The sequence below is a fragment of the Pseudarthrobacter sp. RHLT3-21 genome (assembly GCF_059383495.1).
Genome location: NZ_JBWZCI010000018.1, coordinates 48,860 through 72,823, shown reverse-complemented (window position 1 = coordinate 72,823; position 23,964 = coordinate 48,860). Strand labels below are relative to the sequence as shown.

The window sequence follows — 23,964 nt, the reverse complement described above, 5'->3', positions numbered from 1 at the left end:
CTCTGACCGTCACACCAAATACCCTGGCGCAGTGACTACATTCAATGGGGGACCGGCAGCAGAGAAGCTGCCCGAGGGCTTGTACGAACTTCTCAACACCGACGCACTCGGCAAGCGTCTGGAGGAAGCACCTGAATTTCAACCAATCTTCGCCGACATTGAAGACGAAGACAGCCCGGGCGTCCTCTCCCGCCACGTAGCCGACGCCGTCCGCCAAGCACTCACAAGTGCAAAGCCAACCGACCGGGTCGCCCTCGCCAACCGACTCCTCAACGAGCTACAGCACACAGACCGCATCGCGGATGGCCCCAGCCAGCTCCACTCCCTCCACCGCCCGGACGCACTCAAGCGCCGGAATCTCCGCCGCCCCACCACCAAGCTCAGCGATGCCGCGCTCCTGACCAACAGCAAAGACGAGCCCAACCTCGCCGCCGAACTCAGAGCTGAAATCGAATCCGCCAACACCGTGGACCTGCTCTGCGCGTTCGTCCGCTGGACAGGTCTCCGTCTCCTCCAGCCGGCACTCGAGCAACTCACAGAACGCGGCGTCAAGTTCAGGGTCATCACCACCACCTACATGGGCGCCACCGAGCGCCGCGCCATTGACGAGCTCGTCAAACGCTACGGGGCCGAGGTCAAGATCAACTACGAAACCCAGGCCACGCGCCTGCACGCCAAGGCATGGCTTTTCCGCAGAGACTCCGGCTTCGATACCGCCTACGTCGGCAGCTCCAACCTCAGCCAAGCGGCGCTGCTGGACGGCCTCGAATGGAACGTCCGGCTCAGCACGGTCGGCACCGCCACGCTCCTGAAGAAGTTCGAGGTCACCTTCGACAGCTACTGGGAGCAGCGCGCCTTCCAGAGCTATGACCCGGACCGCGACGGCGAGAAGCTGGATGCTGCACTGGAGCGAAACGGCGGCCGGCGCACGGCGGCCCCGGACGCAACCACCGGCCTCGAAGTGCAGCCCTTCCTCCACCAGGAGGAGATGCTCGAAGAACTGGAGGCCGAGCGCCTCAAGGGCTTCAACCACAACCTCCTGGTGGCCGCCACCGGAACTGGGAAAACAGTCATCGCTGCCCTGGACTACAAGCGCCTCTGCGAGGCTGCTGGCCGCGATCTCAAGCTGCTCTTCGTCGCGCACCGTCAGGAAATCCTGAAACAGGCCATGCGTACCTACCGTGATGTCATGCAGGACGGTGCCTTCGGCGAACTCTATGTGGGGGACCACAAGCCGAAAGAGTGGAAGCACATCTTCGCCTCCGTCCAGTCGCTGTCCTCGCTCGGCATCGAACAGCTGGAACCGGACTTCTTCGACGTCGTCGTCATCGATGAATTCCACCACGCCATGGCACCCACCTACCGCCGCCTGCTGGATCACCTGAAGCCGCAGCAACTTCTCGGACTCACTGCGACGCCGGAACGCGGCGACGGTGGCGACGTCGCCAAGCAGTTCTTCGACGGGCGAACCGCCAGTGAGCTCAGGCTGTGGGACGCGCTGGACGCGGACCTGCTGGTGCCGTTCCACTATTTTGGCGTTTCAGATGACGTCGACCTGAGCCAAGTCGAGTGGAAGCGCGGAAATTACGACGCTGCACAGCTGAACAACCTCTACACCGGCAACGACGCCCGCGCCGCAAAGGTGATCCGCGAACTGCGTGACAAAGTCACCGGTACAGACCAGATGCGGGCCATCGGCTTCTGCGTTTCAGTCCAGCACGCTCACTACATGGCAGAGGTGTTCAATCGCGCCGGGATTGCCTCCGTTGCCGTCCATGGCAGTACCGACGACGGCGAACGCGCCCTCGCGCTGGACCGTCTCCGCCAGCGTGAGATCAACTGCATTTTCGCGGTGGACCTGTTCAATGAGGGGCTGGATCTGCCGCAGGTGGACACCATACTGATGCTCCGGCCCACGCAGAGCGCCACGATCTTCCTGCAGCAGTTGGGGCGGGGGCTGCGCCGTGCCGAGGGCAAAGCAGTGCTGACGGTCATGGACTTCATCGGCCAGCAGCGTCGTGAGTTCCGCTTCGATCTGCGCTACCGGGCGCTCACCGGCTATGGGCGCAAGGAGCTGGAAAAAGCTGTCGAGGACGAGTTCCCGTACCTGCCGTCGGGCTCGCAGATCGTGCTGGACCGGGTGGCGCAGAAGGTGGTGCTGGACAACATCAAGGCACAGCTGAAGTTCAACCGGGCGCAGCTTATCCGGGACATCGCGTCGTACGCGGAGACGGAACTCGAGGCGTACCTCGAGCGGTCCGGGAGCGATGTGAAGTCGATCTACCGTTCGACCAAAGATTCCTGGACCGGCTACCTCCGCCAGGCCGGCCTGATCGACGGCCGGGGATTGGGCTTGTCGAAATCGCCCGCAGAGGAAATTCTCAAGGGCCAGCTCGTCGGCCAGGCGGACGCTGAGGAGAAAAAGCTCCTCGGTCGCATGGCCGCGCTCATCCACGTGGACGATCCGGAACGCGCCGAGGCGTACTCGATGCTTGTCGCTGCGGATGCGCCCCGCTACGCGGAGCTTGGAATGCGCGAGCAGACGTTCGCCCGGATGCTTTTCTACACACTGTGGGATGACGGTGGTGGTTTCCAGTCGTACGACGCCGGCCTGGACTATCTGCGCGGCTACCAGTTTGTCTGCAGCGAGATCCGCCAGCTTGTGAAGCTCGGGGTGGCCGCGTCGAAGCATGCTGCCAATGGCCTCGGAGCAGGTCTGCAACACGTTCCGCTGCTCTCTCACGCGACCTATCGACGCGAGGAAATTTTGGCGGCGCTGCAGTACGGTTCGCTGGAGCTGGGGAAGAACGTTCAGCACCGGGAAGGCGTGGCGTGGTGCCCGGCGACGTCCACGGACGCCTTCTTTGTCACACTCAACAAGGATGACAAGAAGCACTCGGCGACGACGATGTACAAGGACTATGCCGTCGGCCTAGATCGGTTCCACTGGGAGTCGCAGAACGCGACATCCCCGGGCAGCCCAACGGGAAGACGCTATCTGGACCGTGCAGGGCACGGTTCGCAGATTCTGCTGTTTACGCGGGATACCTCAGAGGATGAGACAGGTCTGACCGTTCCATACATGTGTCTCGGACAAGTGGACTACGTAAAGCATGCTGGTGAGCGGCCGATCGGGATCACGTGGAAGCTCCACCGGCCGATGCCTGCCGATGTGTTCGCGACGGCTGCTGCCGTGGCGCAATAGTTCTAGATTGAGTGGAGGTTCATTTCTCCCGCATAATCGTCACCGTCGGCATGAAGCCGATGTCGCCGACGTCGTAGCCACCGCGTGTGTGGGCGCTGACCGGGACTGTCTTCGGGGCGTTCCACGATGTGCCCGGCGCGCGACGCATGAAAGGGCGAACTTCGTGGGCGCTCCTACCGCCGTAGTTTGAGAAGAACCCTTCCTCTAGACCGGCCGTGGCAAAGCCGTTCTCGATGACCACAGGAATCAACCAATCGCTGTGCGGTTTGTAGGTGAGGGTGCGTTGAGGTGCGGCGGTGCGGACGTCGAGGTAGTCCCGTCTTCGTGGTTCAGCGGATACGGGTGCGCTCCGGCGGATGTGGAGGCCCCTCCGGAGCTTGAGGGCGGCCTCGGCCATGAACTGGGCGTCCTCTCGGTCCATCTCGGTCAGGTTCACATGGCGTGACACGGTGATCAGCCGTCCGCGCAGGGGGACGTATTGGCCGAGGCCCATTCCCCGGACCCAGTCAGACATGGACCCGAAAGTGACGACCGCCAACTGGGTTCCGTCCTGCTCTACATGCCAGAACATGAAGCGGCTCTTGCCGGCGTCGGTGAGGACGCCGGTGTGCATTGGCCGCAGATTTGTGAGGGCGTTCTTAATGACAATCGGTGACGCGTTCCGGCTGTTCCTTCGAGCGGCGGACCGGAGAGTGTTGCTGACCTCGTGGTAGGCGAATAGGCCGAACTTCCCGTTGCAGACAAGACGGATCAGGTTTCGGAGAGCTCGCTCTGTGAGCTTATGTGTGTCCGTGGCGACTGAGAACGACCTGACATTGCGTTCGTCCAACTCCAGTGCCGCAGCCAAGCTGTCGAACAAGTCGGGGTGATCCTTAGGCGCGAAACCGCTAAGCGTCAGGTGCAGTTCTTCCAAGGCGAGGTTTCCGGGGCCTATGGACGTTGGTATGGGATCCGTGCGTGGCGTAGCCACCTGGATGCCGGCGGGCTCAGGCTTGGACTCGGGGTCCGTTTCTCGCCGGTGCCGAAGGGCGTCCAGCTGACGTTTGATTTCTGCCGCCAACGGGTTGGATACCGCAGCCGCGGGCGTTTTCGGTATCTTCTCCAGCACAACGGGACTCGTCGGTGGATACTCGGCTTTGGGACGCGAACCAACAGGAGTGCCATTCCGTCGCTGCAAGGTGGCCGCCTCGCGTTCCATTTTGATCCTGAGGACTTCGAGTCTCCGGTGGTGCCGGACGATTCCGGCCCAGGACCGGTTCGGAAACGATTTAAGTTCCTTGCGCACCGGCAAGAAGCCCCAAGCGAGCAGCTTCTCGGCGTACCTCGGTTCCAGCCGGTCGTAGTCCTCCAGAGATATGTGGCCCTCGGGATCGGGTGCGTAGTTTCGGGCAGTCAGCAATGGTCTCGCCGCCTTGAGAGCAGCGAAGCGCCGGAGATGCTCGGCTTCTTCGGCAAACAAGCGGGTCCGCGCGGGCGTTGGAGCTAACTGGATTCCCGCGCGGCGCGACTCGCGGACCAGCTCCTGCAAGGGCAAGCGTGTCTGTTTCACGATGTCGCTGAACAGAACCGATGACCGGTCGGTTTTGGGACGGAACTTTCCGGTGGCTGGCTTGGACTGCGACGCAAGCCCTTGCCGCAACGACACCCCCGGCGCCCGTGCTGCCGTCGACCGCACCACCCTGTCGTCAGGCGCAACGCCCAGTACTTCCTGCTTGAACTTCCGCAGTACCGCCTGCTGCTCTGGGTCGAGCGCGCTCATTCTTCCCCCCTGTGCAAAATTCTGTTACCGGAGAAAGGCTACCCAGCAGCACCGACATTTCTGCGTCAGCCGCGGTCGAGGCACGCGGAGACCGTGTGCAGCTGGTCGTGGTCGCTGAAGATTCCCATTTTGTGCAGAAGCTCTGCCAAGCCGGAAACTTTGCATATACAGGCTGCGGCCCGAGCCGCAGATGCGTCAGACCAATCTGAGTCCCGTTATTCGTACGCATCCTATGGCACGTAGATCCCCTAAATGCCGTTGATCTAAAGCGAGTACGAAAATTGGACGGCGCCCCGACACGCTCTGACCGTTCCAGTGCAGATATTGGCGGCTAAGAACGCACGCCCGCCTCGGCCAGATGGGGCACCAACTAGAGGACCAAATCCGGCTGCGTCCTATAAGATCGGGCCTATGCTGCAAACACCCGAGCCATGTCAATATGGCTGAACCCTGGTCATCCGTGGATGACGTGGCCGAGCATCTGGGCATCAGCAAAGACACCGTTTACGCCTGGCTCTCCAAGCGAGAGATACCGGCTCATCGCGTTGGCCGGTTGTGGAAGTTCAAACTCAGCGATGTTGATGCCTGGGTGACTGCGGGCGGTGCCGCTGAGGGCGGTCTGCCGCATTGAGCGACGAGACAAAGTACAGGCTTTCGTTCACGACGGGCGGACTGCTCGCAAATGAGTGTCGAGTGATGGCTTCCGAGTACATGAAATCAGGAAGCTGGGGAGCAGCCAGGGCCTCAGTGCGGGCAGAGAACCTGCTGCAGAAGCGGACAGCTTCCGCAGTCCTGAGGATCAGCAAAGAGGCCATGGACCGAATCCGCATGCTGACTGACGACGAGCTGGATGTTGTGGTCAACGGCAACGCCAAGGAGAGGTCTCAAATCATATGGCTTGCTATCTGCCTCCAGTACAGGCTGGTAGCCGAATTCGCTGAAGAAGTCATTAGAGAAAAGTACTCGTCGCTCAACACCGAGCTAGGACCCAACGACTTTGACTCCTTCCTTGTGAAGAAGTCGTTCTGGCACGGGGAATTAGAGGAGTTGAAGATCTCATCAAAGCTGAAGCTGCGCCAGAACTTGTTCAGAATGCTTCGTGAAGCAGAAATATTGTCGGAGGCAGGGCATATTCTGCCCCAGGTGATCGGTGAACGCGTCGCTGGAATCTTGAGGAGACGCGGCCCCGGATCGCTATTTATTTTTCCCGTTACGGACTTCGAGGTTGAGAGTTTGAAGCATGAATAAGAAGGTCGCCGATTCGCCGCTGCCTGAGCGCGAAGAGCATCTCTTCAAGGCGCTGACCAGCAGGCGCTTCTTGGACAACAAGGTGCCCGGAAACGAGGTGCCATTCTTTATCTGTCCCTTCGCGCCGGGAGAGGCCCTGGACATGGAGAAGGCACAAGGCCGGCTTCAGAATCGTCTCAAACTCGAGGGCATCGAGGTATTGGAGATCAATCTCTACGACCTCACAGTGGAGATCCTCCAAGAACGGGAGCTCTGGGACAGCGTGCTCGAAGCAGAGCCACAGAATTCCAAAGACGAATTCCGAGAACTGTTCCAGCAGATCTTCGATCCCGCCAAGGAGCTCGCCCCTCGCGTTAGACAGAAGCTAGCTGCACCACATGACATTTTCTTTCTGACCGGGATCGGCGAAGTATTTCCCTACATCCGCTCCCACACAGTGCTTAACAATCTGTTGAGCATTTCGAAGGAAAGGCCTATGTTGATGTTCTTTCCGGGAGAGTATCGGCAGTCTCCGTCTCAAGGATCTTCGTTGGTGCTCTTCGGGCAGCTCACCGACGATCAGTACTACCGAGCCTTTAACATCTTCGACTATCACGTCAACACGGGGGAAGCATGAAACTTCAAGATATCTTTGCAAAGGACATTTCACGGACTATTGAGGGCGTCGTCAAAGCCGATGATGAGTCCCAGATCGGCACGGAAGTTAGTGAGTACGTTCTCACTAATGAGGCCAGCCAGCGGATGGAATCCTTGCTGGACGCCTACAACAACTATGCGGGTGCAAATGGCGCTTGGGTCTCAGGGTTCTTCGGATCCGGCAAATCCCACATGCTCAAGATGCTGGCCCATCTTCTCGGCGACGTCGATGGACAGAGAGTTTCCCGCGAGCAGGTCATCAACAGCTTCATAGAGAAGACGGACGGCAACGCAATTTTGCGGGCGTCCATCGAGAAGTCACGGCAGATCCCCGCCAAGAGCATTCTTTTCAATATTGACCAGAAGGCGACTCTGCAGAGCAAGGACCAGCCGGACGCGTTGCTGAGCGTTTTCGTAAAAGTCTTCAACGAATCCTGCGGCTTCTATGGACAGCTGGGCCACATCGCTAAGTTCGAGCGCGACCTCGTTAGGGAGGGGATCTTTGACAGCTTCAAGGCCGCTTTCAGGGACATCTCGTCGAAGGAATGGGAGGAGGGCCGCACTCTCGGCATCCTCCAGGAAGGCAACATCGCGAAAGCCTACGCGCGAGTGACTGGCGACGACGAGAGGGCCCCGACACAGATCCTCTCCAAGTACCGCTCTGAGTACAGCGTATCGATTGAAGACTTCGCCAATGATGTCAAGGAATGGCTGGATGGCCAAGACGGAGACTACCGCCTGAACTTCTTTGTCGACGAGGTCGGCCAGTTTATTGCGGACAACACCAAGCTCATGCTGAACCTGCAGACCGTCGCAGAAACATTGGCCACAAGATGCAACGGCCGGGCATGGGTGTTGGTCACTTCCCAAGAAGACGTCGACGCCGTTGTCGGCGACCGCACCAGCAAACAGGGTAATGATTTTTCCAAGATCCAGGCCCGCTTCAAGAACCGCGTCAAACTGACGAGCGCTGACGTGGAAGAAGTTATCCGGAAGCGCCTTCTCGAGAAGACCGCCTCAGGATCGATTCAGCTGGGCGGCATCTACGCTGTTGAGTCCAACAACTTTAAGACGCTGTTCGATTTCGCGGATGGATCACGCAAATACCGCATCTTCAATGACGAGGATCAATTCACTTCCAGCTATCCGTTCGTGACCTATCAGTACACCTTATTTCAGGATGCGCTGAAAGGATTGTCCGCGCACAACGCCTTCGAGGGCAACAATCTTGCTGTCGGAGCGCGCTCGATGCTCGGAGTCTTCCAGGACGTGATTCAGCAGCTCCAGGAAAGTCCCGTCGGCGAGCTGGCGACCTTCGATCGGATGTTCGAGGGAATCCGCCACTCTCTGAAGTCGCAGCTGCAGGGCGCCATCATCACCGCCGAAGACCATGTGGCTGGACAAAACCAGTTTGCCGTAAAAGTGCTCAAAGCACTCTTCCTCGTAAAGTATGTTCCCGACTTCAAAGCCACCCTGCGGAACGTGACCATCCTTATGTACAACCAGTTCGGATTGAACATGGTGGACCACTCCAAGAGTGTCAAGGACGCGCTCAATCTCCTGGAGCAGGGCACCTACATCCAGTTGAACGGCAGCACCTACGAATACCTGACCAGCGACGAAAAGGACATTGAGCAAGAGATCAAGTCAGTCGAACTGGATTCTTCCAAGTTCGGCTCGGATTTTGTTGGCTTCTTGACGGGGGACATTCTGAAGTCCTCTAAGGTGCGCTATGAGACCAATGGTCAGGACTTCCCCTTTGGCATTCGATTGGATGACTCGCCTCACGGCACGCAGAGGGAGCTCACTCTCCACTTCATCAGCCCCGAGTACGTTTACGCCGACTCGCTTGAGACGTTGAAAGCACACAGTTCCGGCCGGGACGAGCTTCGCGTGGCGATTGCCGACGACGGCAGGCTGATGGCGGACATGCGGCTTTACCTGAGAACCGAAAAGTATCTCAAGCTGAAGAGCTCGAACCAGCAGTCGGATTCGGTCCGCCACATCCTGGAGGTCAAGGGAAGACAGCTCTCGGAACGGCGTAAGGAAGTCGTAGGCAGGCTGCGCAGCCTTATCGGGAAAGCGACCCTGATAGCCAACGCTTCAGAGCTCGCTGTGGCTTCAGAGGATCCGGCGGTGCGCATCGACCTCGGATTCCAGGACCTGATTGCTCGGACGTATCCGATGCTGGCGATGCTGGGTAAGACCAAGTACAGCGAGGATCAGATCCAGAAGAATATCAAGATCCTGGACGGTGCCCTTGAGGGCGATGCTGCTGAAATGCTCTCGGTCGGAGAGCAGGAGATCCTGAACTGGATTACCTTGCAGAACAACCAGGCGAACAAGGTATCCGTAAAATCTGTCGATGAGCATTTTGTCTCGAAGCCCTACGGGTGGGCGACAGTCGCCGCACAAGTTCAGCTCGCCAAGCTGGTGGGTGTGGGCAAAATCGCGGTCAGTCGCGACGGCGCAAAACTTGCGCGTACGGAAATCGGCCCTGATCTGAAAAACACCGCGCGATTCCCGATGCTCGTCCTGACCGTTCCAGTTGACTACAGGCCGGCCGACGTTCGCGCGCTTGCGGAGTTCTACAAGGACTTCTTCCTAGAACCGCAGCCGTCTAAGGAAACGCTGGAACTGGCAGCCGACACTAAGTCCCGTCTGCAGGCACTGCACGACAAGCTGAAGTTAGATCAGGAAATGTTCCAGTATCCCTTCATGGAATCCTTGAACGGTTCCGTCATGGCCCTTGCCCAGGTCTGCGGCCAGCCGGATGAGTGGTACGTAAACAGCTTCAGGCCTTCGATGGACGGGCTTCAGGAACTCAAATCGGACTTCATCGATCCGATCCAGAGCTTCCTGAAAGGAAGCCAGAAGAAAATATACGACGACGCCGTGGCGCTACTTAGGGGCGAAGAGTCAAATATCGAACAGCTCAAGTCCGACCTTCCGGAGAAGATCGCCGGGTTGCTGGACGACGCCACGATTTTTAGGGGCACAAAGATGCCGATGCTGAATGCACACCTTCAGTCTCTCCGGGAAGAGCTCGACGCAGCAGTAGGAGCCGCACGGACGGCCGCCCAAGATGCTGTCAAGAAGGCAGCCGATTCGCTCACGAGCAGCGCTCATTTCGCTGCCGCCGCGAAGGAAGCTCAGGCCCAGGTCAGGTCCCGCATCACTTCCTTTGAATCAGGTATCGGCTCTGAGAAACAGATCATTACGCTGAAGAGCAAAGCCGTCGTCTTCAACGACGAAGTCAAGCCGAGCTTGTTCCAGATCCTGACTTCGAACCCAGAGAAGCCAGAGCCTGTTCCGCCCAAACCGGGTGTCGAGGACGAACCGACTGTCCCCCCGGCGAAGATCGTTTCATTCGGCTCGATTGAGCTTGATTCAGACATCCAACTCATCGAGACTGAATCCGACATTGAGGACTTCGTGGGCGCCATCCGACGCGCACTCAAAATGGAGATCTCAATTGGACGAAAGGTGACTCCGTAATGGACTTGTCGCTGTTGCGTGGGTTTGCTGCGGGTGTTCGGGTTGAGTTGGTGGGCGTTGTTGGGGCGCGGTTGGCTGGGGTGTTGTTGCCTGGGTCGGTGGAGCGTGTTGAGTTTCCTGAGGCGGTGAGGCGTCTTGAGGGGGCGGTGGTGCGATCGGGGCGTGATGCTGTGGTGGATCAGGTGGCGTATACGTGGTTCAACCGGTTGGTGGCGTTGCGGTTTATGGACGTGAATGGTTATACGGGTGTAGGCGTGGTTTCTCCTGCGGGCGGGGCTGTGGCGGGTCAGCCGGAGGTGCTGGCGGAGGCGAAGGCCGGCCATGTTGATGTCGATGCGGTGGGGGTGAAGGTCCGGGACCGAGTGATTGGTCTGTTGGCGGGGGATGCGCCGTCCCGGGACCCTCAGGGCGAGGCGTACAAGCTTCTACTGGCGGGGTACTGCAATTTTTGGGCGGGCCCGATGCCGTTCATGTTTGAGCGGTCCGGGGATTTCACGGAGTTGCTGGTTCCGGATGATTTGCTCTCGGACCGGTCGATTGTGGCCCGGATCGTGCGGACTCTGACGCCGGAGGTGTGCGGCGATGTTGAGGTAATCGGGTGGCTGTACCAGTTCTATATTGCGGCGCGTAAGGACGAGGTCTTTGCCGGGTTCAAGAATCAGAAGGCGACGGCGAAGGAGATCCCGGCGGCGACGCAGCTGTTCACGCCGCACTGGATTGTGAAGTATCTGGTGGAGAATTCCCTGGGCCGGTTGTGGCTTCTGAACAACCCGCGCTCCGGTCTGGCGGATCAGATGGAGTACTACATTGCCCCGGTGGAGCCGGAGACTGACTTCCTGAGGATTACTGGTCCGGAGGACTTGAAGGTTTTGGATCCGGCGTGTGGATCCGGTCATATGCTCACGTATGCGTTTGATTTGTTGTATCTGATGTACGAGGAGTCGGGGTACGCGCCTTCGGATATTCCGGGTCTGATCCTGGCGCATAACCTGTTCGGGGCGGAGATTGACCCGAGGGCGGGGGCGTTGGCGGCGTTTGCGTTGGTGATGAAGGCTCGCGGGGTACAGAAGTCGTTCTTGAACCCGGGGAAGGGCACGGAGCCGAATGTCTGTGTGCTCGAGCCGGTGCGGTTCACTGTCGATGAGCTGGAGACTCTGGCGACCCGGGGCGGGGACAAACATGCGCAGATCGCGTTCTGGCAGGCGTTTGAGGACGCGGACACATTCGGCTCGCTGATCCGCCCGAACCAGGACCTCATTGCACCGATGAGGGCGCGTCTGGAGTCGCTGGGGGATGCGGCGACGCTGTTCGGCGGGGATGTCCTGGACCGTGCCCGGACGGTGGTCCGGCAGTCGGAGTATCTCTCCACCCGGTACCACGTGGTGGTCGCGAACCCGCCTTACATGGGGAGCGGCAACATGGGGGCAAAGCTCGCGGAATTCGCCAAACGCGAATACCCGGACTCAAAATCCGATCTTTGCTCGATGTTCATCGAACGTTGCGTCGGACTCTCACATCTGGATTGCATGGTGGCGATGGTTACCATGCAATCGTGGATGTTTCTCTCGCGGTTCGCACAGCTTCGCCGACGAATATCGACTGACTTGTCGTTGAGTAGTATGGCGCACCTCGGGTCCAATGCCTTTGACAGCATTAACGGCGAGGTCGTTGGTACGACGGCATTCACGCTTCGAAATAGTCAGCAGAACTCGAAGTTAGGAACGTATTTTCGACTCATTGACGGGAAGAATGAAAGCGCTAAGAAGGGCGATTTGGCCGCTGCAATCCAGTCAGCGGAACATCCTCGCCGATTCGAGATCGATAGCTCGGTGTTCTTGGAGATTCCGGGAGCACCTTTCGCCTACTGGGCGACGGAGAACTTGCGTGCGACTTTTGCCAGCGGACTCCGGATAGAGGACCTCGGCCCGGTGCGGCAAGGGTTTCAGACCGGGAACAATGACCTCTTCATGCGTAATTGGCACGAGGTTTCCGCTGGCCAAATCGGGAGGAACTGTACTTCCACCGCCGATTTTCACGCCAGTCGATACAGGTATGCACCATATTTGAAGGGTGGGTCATTTCGAAAATGGTGGGGAAATGACGACTTCGTTGTTAAGTTCGACACGGACAGTTATAGGCAGCTGTCAAAGCTCGGGAATAAGCTGCCCTCCAGACAGTTGTACTTCCACGATAGCATCACGTGGTCTGCCCTCTCTTCCGGTAGTTTTGGCGCACGATACGCCGGCGTGGGGCAGACATTCAGCGCAAAGGGAGCATGTGCCTTTCCGGTGGATAGCTCCGCGCGAAAGTTGATGCTCGCCATTCTGAATTCCCACGTTGTCGATCAGCTGTTCGGCTTCATGGGAGCCACCTTGGACTTCAACGTTGGCTCGATCCGGGAGATTCCAGTGCCGCGGGATATACCCTCCGAACATCGAGTGAGGATTGATTCTCTCGTATCTAGACTCATTGAGATTCATCGAAACGACTGGGACACGGGCGAGAGTTCGTGTGACTTCTTGGGAAGTCCCTTGTGCGATCCAGCTGAAAAGTACATTTCGGACTCTATCCACGAGCAGCACGAGAAGTGGGCTCTTCTTGAGCACGAAGTAGTTCGGGCACAAACTGAACTTGACGAGATTCTCTGTGATTCCTACGGCATCCCGTTGGATATTGCGGCGCAGCGAGAAGTTTCTTTGACGAATCCCTATCGAGAGTCCTCGAACCCACTGTTGGGTGCGCAGCTGGCAGTCCTTGACTTCATCTCATATGCGGTGGGATGCATGTTCGGCCGCTACAGCATGGATGCGCCCGGCCTCGTGTTGGCGGACCAGGGGGACACTTTGGCGGGGTATCTGCGCAAGGTGCCGTCGCCGTCGTTTACGCCTGATGCGGACAATGTGCTGCCGGTTCTGTCGGACGGCTGGTTCGAGGATGACATTGTCGAGCAGTTCCGGGTGTTCCTGAAGGTGTCCTTCGGCGATGAGCATTTTGAGGAGAACCTGCAGTTTGTCGAGGATGCTTTGGGGAAGGACATCCGGAAGTACTTTGTGCAGGACTTCTACAAGGATCATGTGCAGCGGTACAAGAAGCGGCCGATCTACTGGATGTTCTCCTCGCCTAAGGGGAGCTTCAACGCGCTTATTTACATGCACCGGTACCGTCCTGACACGGTCAGCGTGGTGCTGAACGATTACCTGCATGAGTTCCAGGCGAAGCTGCGGGCCCGCCGCGCCAATATGGATCAAGCGGCACTGTCTCCGACGTCTTCGGCGAAGGAGCAGACGGCGGCCCGCAAAGAATCGGAGCAGCTCGGCAAGACGCTCCTGGAGCTCGAAGAGTGGGAGCAGTCAGTGTTGTATCCCGTGGCGACGGAGCAGATCGAGATCGATCTGGACGACGGAGTCAAGACCAACTACCCGAAATTTGGGACGGCTTTGAAGAAGATTGTGGGACTAGACGCCAATGAGTGAGATCCATCAGCACCTCAGTCAAGCGCTGAAGAAGTCACGGATCGTCGTATGGAACGATCCGGCTGGAGAGTTTCAAACGGACTTCGACTCGTTCCACGAGGAAGGCGTCGAGAAACGGGAAATCGATAACGACGAGTTCGCCCGGAAGTTCGAGGCTTTGAGGGGCAACCCGAAAGCTCACTATGTCCTCTACCGAAAGGGAACAGTTAGGGAGGGCATAGACAACTGGCTTTTCGACGTCGAGCTGTTCTATTCCAAGTTCAGCGCCAACAAAGATGACCTCGCCGCAGACGTCAGTGGACTTCCCCCGGAGCTCAAGTACCTTGTATCTCAGCACTCTGCGTTCTTCACGGATGAGGAGAAGCGCGTCAAGCTCAAGTCTCTGCTGCGCCCCACGGATTCAGGCACGGACGTCAAAGCCAAGATGCTGGCTATCTGTTGTGGGGCCGACGACCATCGGCTCGACGAAATTGTGGGGCTCCTCCTGGACGACTGCGCCAAGAACAAGGACGCGAGAATCAGGACGATCGCAGACTTTGACCTGCGAGAATTTCTCTTCGAGGGGTTCCGGGCGATCTACGGATACAAGTCGGCTGAGCCGAGCATGGATGACTTTGCACTGTGGCTCTTCAAATCGACCCTCACAAAGTTCGCTGATGGCGCGGGGCAACAGTCGCGGAACGCAAAACTGTTTTTCGGCAGCTGGAGCCACGACGTGAGGCGTGTCCAGGCGTTCAAGAGTCTCTCGACGTCGTCCGCCGCTACCCTCCAGATTCGGAAGGCGATTGAGTCCATCCCCTACGCAGAACTTCTGGACAACACCTATTTCGAAGTCGTTGACCAGAAAATCGTTTCGGATATGGCCAGGTTGGCTGCGGAAAAGCACCTGACCGCCAAGGACCTTGCCGAAGCGCTGCGGAAACGGCGGCAGTCGATGTGGTGGGATCGATATGAGGACGTCTACCTTGCTATCGAAGCCGGTGCAGAACTACTCGAAGAGGTCGATTCATTCCAGGTGACCATCAGCTCCTTCGACGACGGACTGACCAAGTACTCGCAGAACTGGTGGAAGCTGGACAAGCTGTACCGGCAATTTATCTATCGCGTCCGTATCACCGAATTCGGGAAGCCACTCGAGATGCTTCGGGATGTCGTCGAGAATCACTACTCGAATAAGTTCCTGATCCCGCTTAACGATGCCTGGCAACTGCAAGTTGATGCCGTTGAAAAATGGCAGTCATCCGCTGTTCCTTCACAGCGTGCCTTCTTCTCCAAGTACGTGCAGCCGCAGCTTGCTAAGAACAACAAAGCCTGCGTCATCGTCTCCGACGCGATGCGCTACGAAGTTGCTGAGCAGCTTGGTTCCCGCATCCGGCAGGAAAACGGTTACGACGCTCAGCTGGAGCCAATGCTCGGCGTTTTACCCAGCTATACGCAACTCGGAATGGCATCGCTCCTGCCACACACAAAACTGGAACAGCAGGCCGGCAAGAGCGCACTCGTTCTCCTCGACGGTGTCCAGTCAGGCGGGACGGAAAACCGATCCAAGATCCTGGCGCCCTTCGGCGGCATTGCCATCAAGGCAGGCACCTTCATCGATATGACGCGGGACGAGCAGAGAGAGTTGTTCAAGACTCATCAGGTTGTGTACATCTACCACGACACAATTGACCACACAGGTGACAAGCTGGCCACCGAGACAAGCGCCTTCCAGGCGGCAGAACAAGCTCTGCTGGACATCGTGGCGCTGGTCAAAAAGACTGCCGGTGCGAACGTCAGTAACATGTTCGTGACGGCAGACCATGGGTTCATCTACCAAGACAAGGCCATTGATGCCAGTGACTTCCTCTCGGAGACGCCGCAGGGCGAGCAGTTCTATTTCGAAAACCGACGGTTCGTTCTTGGCAAGAACCTCAAGCCCCTTCACGGTCTTCGGGCTTTCTCGTCGGCCGAGCTAGGTCTCGAAGGCGATATAGAGATCCAGATCCCGAAATCTATCAAGAGGCTCAAGAGGCAGGGCGCGGGCGCCCGCTTTGTGCACGGCGGCGCGTCACTTCAGGAAATAGTCGTACCGGTTCTTCGGGTCAACAAGAAGAAGTCCGGGGACGTGACGTTGGTCGACGTCGAAATCATGCAGGAAAAGGACTCGATCACGACCAATCAACTTGTTGTTGGACTATTCCAAAAGGAGGCAGTCAGCGACAAGGTCCAGCCCAGGCAGCTCAGAGTCGGGCTCTACTTTGGCGACCGTCGCATCTCCAACGAACTGCTCCACGACTTCGACCTGACAAGCGCTGATAAGCGCGAACGGATGGTGTCTTTGCAGCTGGTTCTAAGCAAGGATGCAGACGATCTGATGAAGGAGAACGTTGAGCTCCTCCTAATGGCCAAAGCCCCCAAGACCGCACACTGGGGCGTGTATGCATCAAAAACGCTGAAGCTTAGCCGGTCGTTCACCGGCGACTTTGATTTCTAGGGGATACGTATGGACGAGGGCAAGGGGAATGGCATGAACGGTCTCGACCAGAAAATCAATAAGGTCTTTGCGGGCTCGGTGGTGCGCAAAGACTTGGTCAAGACGGTCAAGGGCAATGCGATCGTGCCGTCCTATGTGCTGGAGTACTTGCTCGGCCAGTACTGTGCCACGGATGATGAAGCCACCATCCAGGCCGGAATTGAAACGGTCCGGCAGATCCTCGCGGATCATTACGTACACCGCAACGAATCAGAGCTTGTCCGTTCCACGATTCGGGAACGCGGCCGGCATAAAGTCATAGACAAGATCAGCGTCACGCTCAACGACAAGGACGACGTGTATGAGGCGTCGTTCGCCAACCTCGGCATAACGCGTGTACTCGTAGACTCCGCCACAATCAAGAAACATCCCAAGCTGCTGGTAGGCGGCGTCTGGTGCCTCGCGGATGTTGAATACGATCATCCGCTGGACTCCAAACAGATCCCGTGGGTTCTTGGTTCTCTCAAGCCGATCCAGCTGTCCAATTTCAACGTAGACGACTATTTGACATCACGCGCAGAGTTCAGCACCGAGGAGTGGGTGGATCTGCTGATCCAGTCCATTGGGTTCAACCCGGAGATGTTCAACCGGCGCGCAAAACTAACTCAATTGGTCCGGCTGATCCCGTACTGCGAACGCAACTACAATCTCGTTGAACTGGGGCCAAAGGGAACGGGCAAATCCCACATTTATTCAGAGTTTTCTCCACACGGTATGCTGATCTCCGGCGGGGAGATCACTGTCCCCAAGCTGTTCGTCAACAACGCCAACGGGCGGCTTGGCCTGGTCGGATACTGGGACGCAGTCGCATTCGACGAGTTCGCTGGAAAGACTAAGAAGACCGACAAAGCTCTCGTCGACATCATGAAGAACTACATGGCCAACAAGACCTTCTCCCGCGGGGTTGAAACCCTTGGCGCCGAGGCTTCCATGGTCTTCGTGGGCAACACGCAACATACGGTTCCCCACATGCTCAAGCACGCCGATCTCTTCGACGAGCTGCCGCCGTCGTACTATGACGCCGCGTTTCTGGACCGCCTGCACCACTACATTCCCGGCTGGGAGATCGACATCATCCGGGGCGAGATGTTCTCCGACGGATACGGGTTCGTTGTCGACTACATCGCCGAGATCCTGAAGTCGCAGCGAGTGTATGACTACTCGGACAGGTACAAAGAGCATTTCACGCTGTCGTCCGACATTTCGACGCGAGATCGTGACGGGATCCACAAGACGTTCTCCGGGCTGATGAAGATCTTGTACCCCCATGGGCATGCGACTGTCGAGGAGATCGAAGAAATCCTGGTCCTGGCCATGGAAGGCCGCAAGCGGGTGAAGGACCAGATTCTCCGCATCGACAAGACGATGTCATTTGTGAACTTTGGCTATGAAACCCATGAAGGTGAGTGGAGGCCTGTAGCAACGGCGGAAGAGCTGCGGTATCCCTCCATCTACTACCGGGGTGCGGATCATGCGGCAGCGGGCGCCCGAGCCGAACCCGACGGCCCGGACGTGGAGCCGCCCAGTGGGCTGTTTCCGGCAGCATCCGTTGGGAAGCCGGCGAACGGCGCTGCAGCCGCCGAGCCGGTGCTGGGAAAGATGCTGACGTTCCAGAACGGTCAAACAGGCGCCAGCTACGAAAAAATCTTCGGTCCCTATTTGGACGGCGCCAGAATGATCACGCTTGAGGACCCCTACATCCGCCTGCCGCATCAGATGCGCAATCTTGTTGATTTCATAGCGACGTGGGCCAAGCGCATACCGACAGGCGAAGAGGTCAGTCTCATGCTCAAGACCGTTCAGGATGGGGATCCAGGTTATGCCCAGAAGCAGCTCGGGGACCTCCTTCAAATTAAGGGGTCAGTCGAGGCCGCCGGCATAAAAATGGATGTTCATCTTGTAGATCCTTTGGAGCTCCATGACCGGTGGGTTCGGACCGACACGGGTTGGGACATCTCTCTTGGTCGGGGCCTGGACATCTTCGAGAAGCCCGAGAAGTCCTTTGAGTTGGGGCAGAGCGTTCAGGAGTTCCGCAAGGTTAGATCATTCAACGTTATCTACCAGCGCACCTCCTTGAACGAATCCTCCGCCAGTAGGGGAAGCTAGTGCTGGTTCCTTCGGCTCCGCAATGGACCGGTCCCTGCTGCGACACCCATTGGTGAAGTCGAGCAGGTTGCTCAAAGCGGTGAGCGGGAAGACATCCACGAGCCTCCGGGTTCTGCACCGTACGGCAGCCAGCGGCGGCTAGTCGAGGTCGGCTGTCGCCAGTATGTCCGCTGGATTCCAGATGCGCTGAGCTACCTCACGGTACAAAAGGCCCCGCTCTAGGACGTCTTCCTTCTTGAATGACTCGTACGGCTTGAAGGGAAGGTTTGTCGTCTTCACGAACTGTGCGAAGCCGGGGTTCTTCTCATAGAACTGCTGATGGAGAGATTGCGCCAAGATGTTTTGGGACAGGTAGTGGGGAAGTTTCTTCTCGTACGCATCGTCGTTGTAACTGGCGTTAAAGGACTTCGGGAGCAGCAGTAGGTCACCTATGAGGTTTCGATGCTCTGCGAAGTCATGCGCGTGGGGGAATTCTTCGGTGTGGCGCTCGGCATGGTCGGCCCAGATGTGCTCGACCTCGTATCGGACCTTTGCCGCATTCGTCAGTTCGCGATATCTGGATGCCTGCCCGGACTGCAATGAAATATAGTCAGTAATCCGAGCCAGCAGCCTGTGTACCTGGAAGCGGTTCTGCTGATGTAGCCGAAGATGGTCGTTACTGTCGAATGTCTCTGACTCGGCCAGCAGAGAGGCATGTAGACGTTGTGCCAACTCGCTGACTCCCAAACGCCGGATATCTCTCATCACGAGGAACATTGCGTATGACATTGTGGAGTACGCGATACTGCGAGAGTTCCATGTCCTCCATGCCAGCAGAACGTCGACGTACCGTCCGACCAGTTCAAGCTTGGTTTCTACGACGTCGTCTGAGTCGCCCGGCTTCAGTGGTGCGAGGAGAAGTTGATGCTGCAATGTGAAGCCCCGGTCTGCATTGAAACCGATGAACTCGAGGCCTGGAACAGTCTGCGTCCACGTCGCAGCCTTCACCACTCTTGTATATTGCCGGCTGTAGAAGTCGAGGTCGCCAGTAACGAAGTCGAGGAATCCTGCCGACTTGTTCAGGCCGACGCGCTTCGCTTCACCCCGAAGCCACCTGTGAAACTCCGTACCGATGCGGTCCCAGTCCTCGGGCTTGGCCGCCTTTCTGCGTTCACGAATCTTCAGCGCGTACTGGCTCCGGAGCCACGTTTTGAGAAAGTCAGAGTCCCCGTCCTTGTCAAGGTCACCCAGTTCAAGCATCCGGTGGCGCCATTGGTCGTTGGCTTCCGTGCGTAGCGGGCCGTCGGTGATATTGGCCAAAAGGTAGCCCTTGAGCATGTCAGCGGGAGTCAACTTGAGCCCGCGATCATTCATGGTCTCAAAGATGGTGTACGCGTCATCGTCCGTGTAGGCAGTTATTTGAACGATCTGAACACGATAGATCAGCCAATCTATGAAGAACGGCAGCGCATCTTCTCGGAGATCCTGCGGGAAGACATCCTCGAGCTCGTCATAGCGGGCAGCAAGGTTCCGGACGGACTCGGATGCGCTTTCGACGGGCGTAAACGCTCCGCTTTCGAAAAGTGCCGTCATGCAGGTAACTCGATCCGCGACGTCAAGGTTGAAGGACTTTTTCCCATATTTTTCAACCATGAGCAGGTCGTCGACCGATACCTGATCCGGCCGTTCTCCTTGCAGGCGCCGCAGAAACGTCAGTAGGAGAGTCAGACTGGTCAGGCGCTGCTGGCCGCCAACAATGAATGGGACAGAGTCCTTCTCCGAGATGATGATCGAGCCAAGGAAGTAGTACGGATACTTCTCTACCTGGTCGCGTTCGTGGGTTGGATCCCAGGCTTCTGAGAACTTGCCGGTCAGGTCGTTGACTAGTTCCTTTAGCTGTTTGGGCTCCCACTTAAACTCGCGCTGATAGTAGTCAATTGAGTAGCGATTGCCTTTGAGAATGTCGTTAACGGACTTGGCGATGCCATCAATCTTCTTCACTGCGCAGTACCTCCGTGGGATAGGGCGAGGGTGCTCCGTGTCCTGTGCCGATCCGTTGCTTTGCGCTGAACCTTGCAGGCGACGGGGACGGTCGACTCAGTGAATCTAACAGTCCACGTCCACCCATAATTGCCGCCGCAAAACCAGCTATAACTTTTTTCATAATAAAACCCCATTGTTCTAAAATGTTAATGCTTATTGTATGTTGCTTGCTTCAACCTGCACGTAGCGCGCGAGTCCCACGCAAGCCAATGCTCCGCCGGTAACGGCCCGTGGTCAACGGTCCGCGTTGACTCATCAAAGATGCCCGCGTAGCTGCGATCGAAGAATCATTTGGTAATGCCCTCGTAGCGGCGCGTCTGCTGGGCTGGTATCCGCTGGCCCGGCACTGTGAGCCATGGAGCTTTCGATGAGCGAACGCAAGGCCGTCACGAAGACCACCGCCCTCCGATATGCCCGGTCGGACCGGCCGCCAAGAAGACCATCCTTGACGAGCTGTGTGCCCTGACGCTTTGGCACCGTGACCACGCGCGGAAGGCGCTGCGGCAGGCCCTGGTACTCAAACAGGTCAAGCCCCGGCCGCCCAGGGCGCCGCTCTACGGGGAGGACGTGATCGAGGCGCCGCGGTTCTGCTGGGCCGTCCAGGGCACCCCGTGCGGGCGCCTGCTGGCAGCAGCGCTGCCGGATTTGGTTCCGCGGCTGCGCCGGTTCAAGGAGTTGATGATCGGGGACGGCACGGCGGCGTTGTTGCTGAAGATCGCCCCGGCCACCATCGACCGCCGGCTCAAGGCAGACCGGGGGAAACTCGACCCAAGGGGCCGCTCCCATACCAAGCCCGGAACACTGCTCAAGGACTCGATCCCGATGCGGACCTGGGCCGAATGGGACGATGCGGTGCCCGGGTTTGTCGAGATTGATCTGGTCGGTCACGAGGGCGGCAATTCCAGGGGTGAGTTCTGCTTCACCGTGACGATCACTGACATTTCCACGGGGTGGACCGAGACCAGGTCGGTGAGAAACAAGGCCCAGAAATGGGTGTTCGCCGCGATCAAGGAAGCCACCGCGGCGTTCCCGTTCCCGATCGTCGGGATCGATTCGGACAACGGGAGCGAGTTCATCAATTGGGGGCTGCTGCGGTGGTGTGAACAGGAGCAACTGACGTTCACCAGATCCCGGTCCGGGAACAAGAATGACGGCGCCCATGTGGAACAGAAGAACTGGCATGTTGTCCGGCAAACCGTCGGATACCACCGTTATGACACGGCGGCGGAACTCGAGCTGCTGAACCGGATCTGGGCGTTGCAAGGGCGGCTGACCAATCACTTCGGACCCCAGCAGAAACTCGTCCAGAAGATCCGGACCGGCGCAAAGATCAGCAAGAAGTATGACCGGCCGGCGACCCCTTACCAGCGGGTCCTGGCCGACGAAGGCGTGGTCCGGCAAAGCGTGAAGGCGAAGTTGAAGCGGGAGAACAAGCCCCTGAATCCAGCGGCAATCCAACGTCAGGTTCAAGCCCTCTGCGCTGAACTACTCACCCTGACCACCGCGAAGCAAGGCCCTAAAAGCCAACCGCCCATCCGGGCACCATCAAATGATTCTTCGATAGGAGCTACGCGGGCATCTTGACATGATTCCCCGGGCGGTCCGCGTGGACGTCATCCAAAATTACGTACGACGGCGGGCGGCCAGTTGGAACACTGGCCACCCGCCGTCGTCGTGCTTAAGTGCCGGGTCAGGCGCGTGCCTTCAGGCCCGGCACCCCGTCTTGTATCGCGAAGGAGGTCAGCGTGCTGACGGGGGATCCTGGGCGTCGTGACGTAGTCCAGGACGCGGAAGTCGGCGGTGAGTGCGTCCTTGGTGATCTTGGTGTTCACGTAGCCGCGGTTGTCGTTGTAGAACTTCAGGTGCGGGTTCCAGGCCATCATCGGGTCCGTGGTGGAGCCTGTGCCGTTGCCGGTGGAGGTGATGGACGTGCAGACCAGTTCCGAGCCGACCACGGGCGACGTCGGGTCCTTGTAGTCCACCTTGATGTCGTTGGCCCAGTTGCGGTGCACGTCGCCGGTGAGGACCACGGCGTTGCGGACGTTCGCGTCCACCCAGCCCTGGGTGATGCGGCGGCGCGAGGCGGCGTAGCCGTCCCACCCGTCCATGGAGACGTCGTCGATCTCGGGCGCCTGGTTCCTATCCTTTTCGGCGAAGAACACCTGCTGGCCCAGGATGTCCCAGCGCTGGGTGGAGTTCTTGAAGCCGTCCAGCAGCCACTTCTCCTGCTCGGCGCCGGTGATGGTGCGGTCCTCGGCGAGGCGTTCTAAGACCCGCGAACGGGCTGCACAAGGTTTCGTGACGACGAATGATCCGAAGCTCCTGCCCACGCATGTCGGCGTCAGACTCGGCCGGACCGATCTCGAAGCTCGGCGATGATTGCTTTCTCGTGCGCGTTGATGGCGCCATCCACAGTGGCCACTCGGTTGGCCACGTCGAGGACGTCGCTCAGATCCCCTGGCTCGGCGTCTAGGCGTCGCCACACCTCGGCCGGGTCGATATCGACGAGGCGAGCGAGCTGCTCATCGACCACCTGATGCTGATCCCGGACCAGCCTCACCAGATGACGGATCAACAGGGCCTCGTCGTCGGCGATCTTGCGGTCCGCCATGATGACGAGCCACGCGACCCACAGCATCAGCTGCGGGTGCTGACTCCGCTGGCTCAGATTCTCGGCGAGTTCGATCACCCGCGCCTCATTCCGGAAGACGGCTTGCGCGTGCCGCCCCGCGAGCAGCGTCGTGTAGCGGTTCAGCACCACCGCGAGCGGAACGCCGACGAGTGGGATGCCGATCTTGATGACGTTGCGCTGCAGGAGGAACTTTCCGACGACGGGAAACCCCTTTGCGGCGGTTAGGGCCGCGCCGGAATAGAAGCGCTTGATCACCGGCCGCATGATGGCCGGGACCGCCTTGACTACGCCCTCACGCACGACTTCCCCGCTCTTGATCGTGAAGGCCACCCGGATGAGCTTCCACATGTCTTCGGGGTCGGATAGGTCAAGCGGGACCCGATAGAGGACCGCTACGTCGTAGGCCAGGCGGAGCTGGAGCTGGGTGAGAAACGCCACATCGACCATGACGGTCGCGATGGCGGCCGGGACAGTTGCCGCCGAGGAACCACCAAGGCTCCCCAGAGTGGCGATGATGGCCACCGAGTAGGCACCGGCGGAGAGCCCACCTTCGAGCGCGGCGTACCGAGTCGCCATCTTGATCCGCTGATCGACGATGGCGTCCGCGGGTACTCCCTCGTACCGCTCCTGGAAGTACTGCCAAGTGACCTTGTCGGTGTAGGAGCCCAGAGCCTGAGCGATGAGCTTGGTGAACCATCCGCCCGACTTGATGTCGTCCGGGCTCAGCCCCGTGATGAACTTCCGCAGCTTGGCTTGCTCATCCTCCACAACCTTCCGGTCGGCATCATTGGCGTCGTCGGTGTCGACAGCGTCAACAGCGTCGTCGGCGTCGACAGCGTTAATCGGGGCTTCGGGCATGGCAATTCCTCC

12 protein-coding genes and 1 pseudogene are annotated in these 23,964 nt (G+C 58.5%); 9 read left to right on the top strand and 4 right to left on the bottom strand.

Annotated features, from left to right (window positions below; translation table 11 throughout):
- The first annotated feature begins 31 nt into the window (after positions 1 to 31).
- Positions 32 to 3,205: a DEAD/DEAH box helicase gene (locus AC50YA_RS17020; RefSeq protein ID WP_494983415.1), complete on the top strand. Its 3,174-nt coding sequence runs from the start codon at positions 32 to 34 to the stop codon at positions 3,203 to 3,205.
- Between the two features lie 19 nt (positions 3,206 to 3,224).
- On the opposite strand, the gene AC50YA_RS17015 is transcribed toward AC50YA_RS17020, so the two are convergent.
- A complete protein-coding gene (locus AC50YA_RS17015; RefSeq protein ID WP_494983414.1) occupies positions 3,225 to 4,964 on the bottom strand; it encodes a hypothetical protein in 1,740 nt (579 codons plus the stop codon).
- Between the two features lie 439 nt (positions 4,965 to 5,403).
- Here AC50YA_RS17015 and AC50YA_RS17010 point away from each other — a divergent pair, with 439 nt between their 5' ends.
- Genes AC50YA_RS17010 through brxL form a run of 7 tightly spaced genes read left to right on the top strand, consistent with a single transcriptional unit; the run spans position 5,404 to position 18,440 of the window.
- Complete coding sequence (locus AC50YA_RS17010; protein ID WP_494983413.1) at positions 5,404 to 5,595, top strand: helix-turn-helix domain-containing protein; 192 nt, start codon at positions 5,404 to 5,406, stop codon at positions 5,593 to 5,595.
- Positions 5,592 to 6,212 (top strand): DUF1819 family protein, encoded by a 621-nt coding sequence (locus AC50YA_RS17005; protein ID WP_494983412.1) that lies wholly within the window; start codon positions 5,592 to 5,594, stop codon positions 6,210 to 6,212. Before AC50YA_RS17010 ends, AC50YA_RS17005 begins: the two co-directional genes overlap by 4 nt.
- Positions 6,205 to 6,828, top strand: coding sequence for a DUF1788 domain-containing protein (locus AC50YA_RS17000; protein ID WP_494983411.1), 624 nt, complete (start codon positions 6,205 to 6,207; stop codon positions 6,826 to 6,828). Before AC50YA_RS17005 ends, AC50YA_RS17000 begins: the two co-directional genes overlap by 8 nt.
- On the top strand, positions 6,825 to 10,346 hold the full coding sequence (brxC, locus tag AC50YA_RS16995; protein ID WP_494983410.1) for a BREX system P-loop protein BrxC: 3,522 nt from the start codon (positions 6,825 to 6,827) through the stop codon (positions 10,344 to 10,346). Before AC50YA_RS17000 ends, brxC begins: the two co-directional genes overlap by 4 nt.
- Entirely contained in the window at positions 10,346 to 13,819 is a 3,474-nt protein-coding gene (pglX, locus tag AC50YA_RS16990) for a BREX-1 system adenine-specific DNA-methyltransferase PglX (RefSeq protein ID WP_494983409.1), read from the top strand. Before brxC ends, pglX begins: the two co-directional genes overlap by 1 nt.
- Positions 13,812 to 16,295 carry a BREX-1 system phosphatase PglZ type A gene (gene pglZ / locus AC50YA_RS16985; protein ID WP_494983408.1) on the top strand — a complete coding sequence of 828 codons (2,484 nt, stop codon included), beginning with the start codon at positions 13,812 to 13,814 and terminating at the stop codon, positions 16,293 to 16,295. The genes pglX and pglZ overlap by 8 nt, the downstream gene beginning before the upstream one ends.
- Before the next feature lie 9 nt (positions 16,296 to 16,304).
- Positions 16,305 to 18,440 (top strand): BREX system Lon protease-like protein BrxL, encoded by a 2,136-nt coding sequence (gene brxL / locus AC50YA_RS16980; protein WP_494983407.1) that lies wholly within the window; start codon positions 16,305 to 16,307, stop codon positions 18,438 to 18,440.
- A gap of 138 nt (positions 18,441 to 18,578) precedes the next feature.
- Here the strand turns inward: brxL and AC50YA_RS16975 are convergent, their stop codons facing one another.
- Positions 18,579 to 20,420, bottom strand: a complete 1,842-nt coding sequence (locus AC50YA_RS16975; RefSeq protein WP_494983406.1) for a DUF262 domain-containing protein — start codon at positions 20,418 to 20,420, stop codon at positions 18,579 to 18,581.
- A 390-nt stretch (positions 20,421 to 20,810) separates the two neighbouring features.
- Here AC50YA_RS16975 and AC50YA_RS16970 point away from each other — a divergent pair, with 390 nt between their 5' ends.
- Complete coding sequence (locus AC50YA_RS16970) at positions 20,811 to 22,046, top strand: DDE-type integrase/transposase/recombinase (protein WP_494983405.1); 1,236 nt, start codon at positions 20,811 to 20,813, stop codon at positions 22,044 to 22,046.
- A gap of 106 nt (positions 22,047 to 22,152) precedes the next feature.
- Here AC50YA_RS16970 and AC50YA_RS16965 read toward each other — a convergent pair.
- Positions 22,153 to 22,744 (bottom strand): annotated as a pseudogene (locus AC50YA_RS16965) (alkaline phosphatase D family protein); the annotation flags it as partial.
- A 59-nt stretch (positions 22,745 to 22,803) separates the two neighbouring features.
- Entirely contained in the window at positions 22,804 to 23,952 is a 1,149-nt protein-coding gene (locus tag AC50YA_RS16960; RefSeq protein WP_494983404.1) for a tellurite resistance TerB family protein, read from the bottom strand.
- Positions 23,953 to 23,964 lie beyond the last annotated feature (12 nt).

Bases quoted from the DNA above. Each gene is read 5' to 3' on its own strand.
- AC50YA_RS17015 (WP_494983414.1), bottom strand. From the start codon at position 4,964: ATGAGCGCGCTCGACCCAGAGCAGCAGGCGGTACTGCGGAAGTTCAAG.
- AC50YA_RS17010 (WP_494983413.1), top strand. From the start codon at position 5,404: ATGGCTGAACCCTGGTCATCCGTGGATGACGTGGCCGAGCATCTGGGC.
- AC50YA_RS17000 (WP_494983411.1), top strand. From the start codon at position 6,205: ATGAATAAGAAGGTCGCCGATTCGCCGCTGCCTGAGCGCGAAGAGCAT.
- brxC (WP_494983410.1), top strand. From the start codon at position 6,825: ATGAAACTTCAAGATATCTTTGCAAAGGACATTTCACGGACTATTGAG.
- pglX (WP_494983409.1), top strand. From the start codon at position 10,346: ATGGACTTGTCGCTGTTGCGTGGGTTTGCTGCGGGTGTTCGGGTTGAG.
- pglZ (WP_494983408.1), top strand. From the start codon at position 13,812: ATGAGTGAGATCCATCAGCACCTCAGTCAAGCGCTGAAGAAGTCACGG.
- brxL (WP_494983407.1), top strand. From the start codon at position 16,305: ATGGACGAGGGCAAGGGGAATGGCATGAACGGTCTCGACCAGAAAATC.
- AC50YA_RS16960 (WP_494983404.1), bottom strand. From the start codon at position 23,952: ATGCCCGAAGCCCCGATTAACGCTGTCGACGCCGACGACGCTGTTGAC.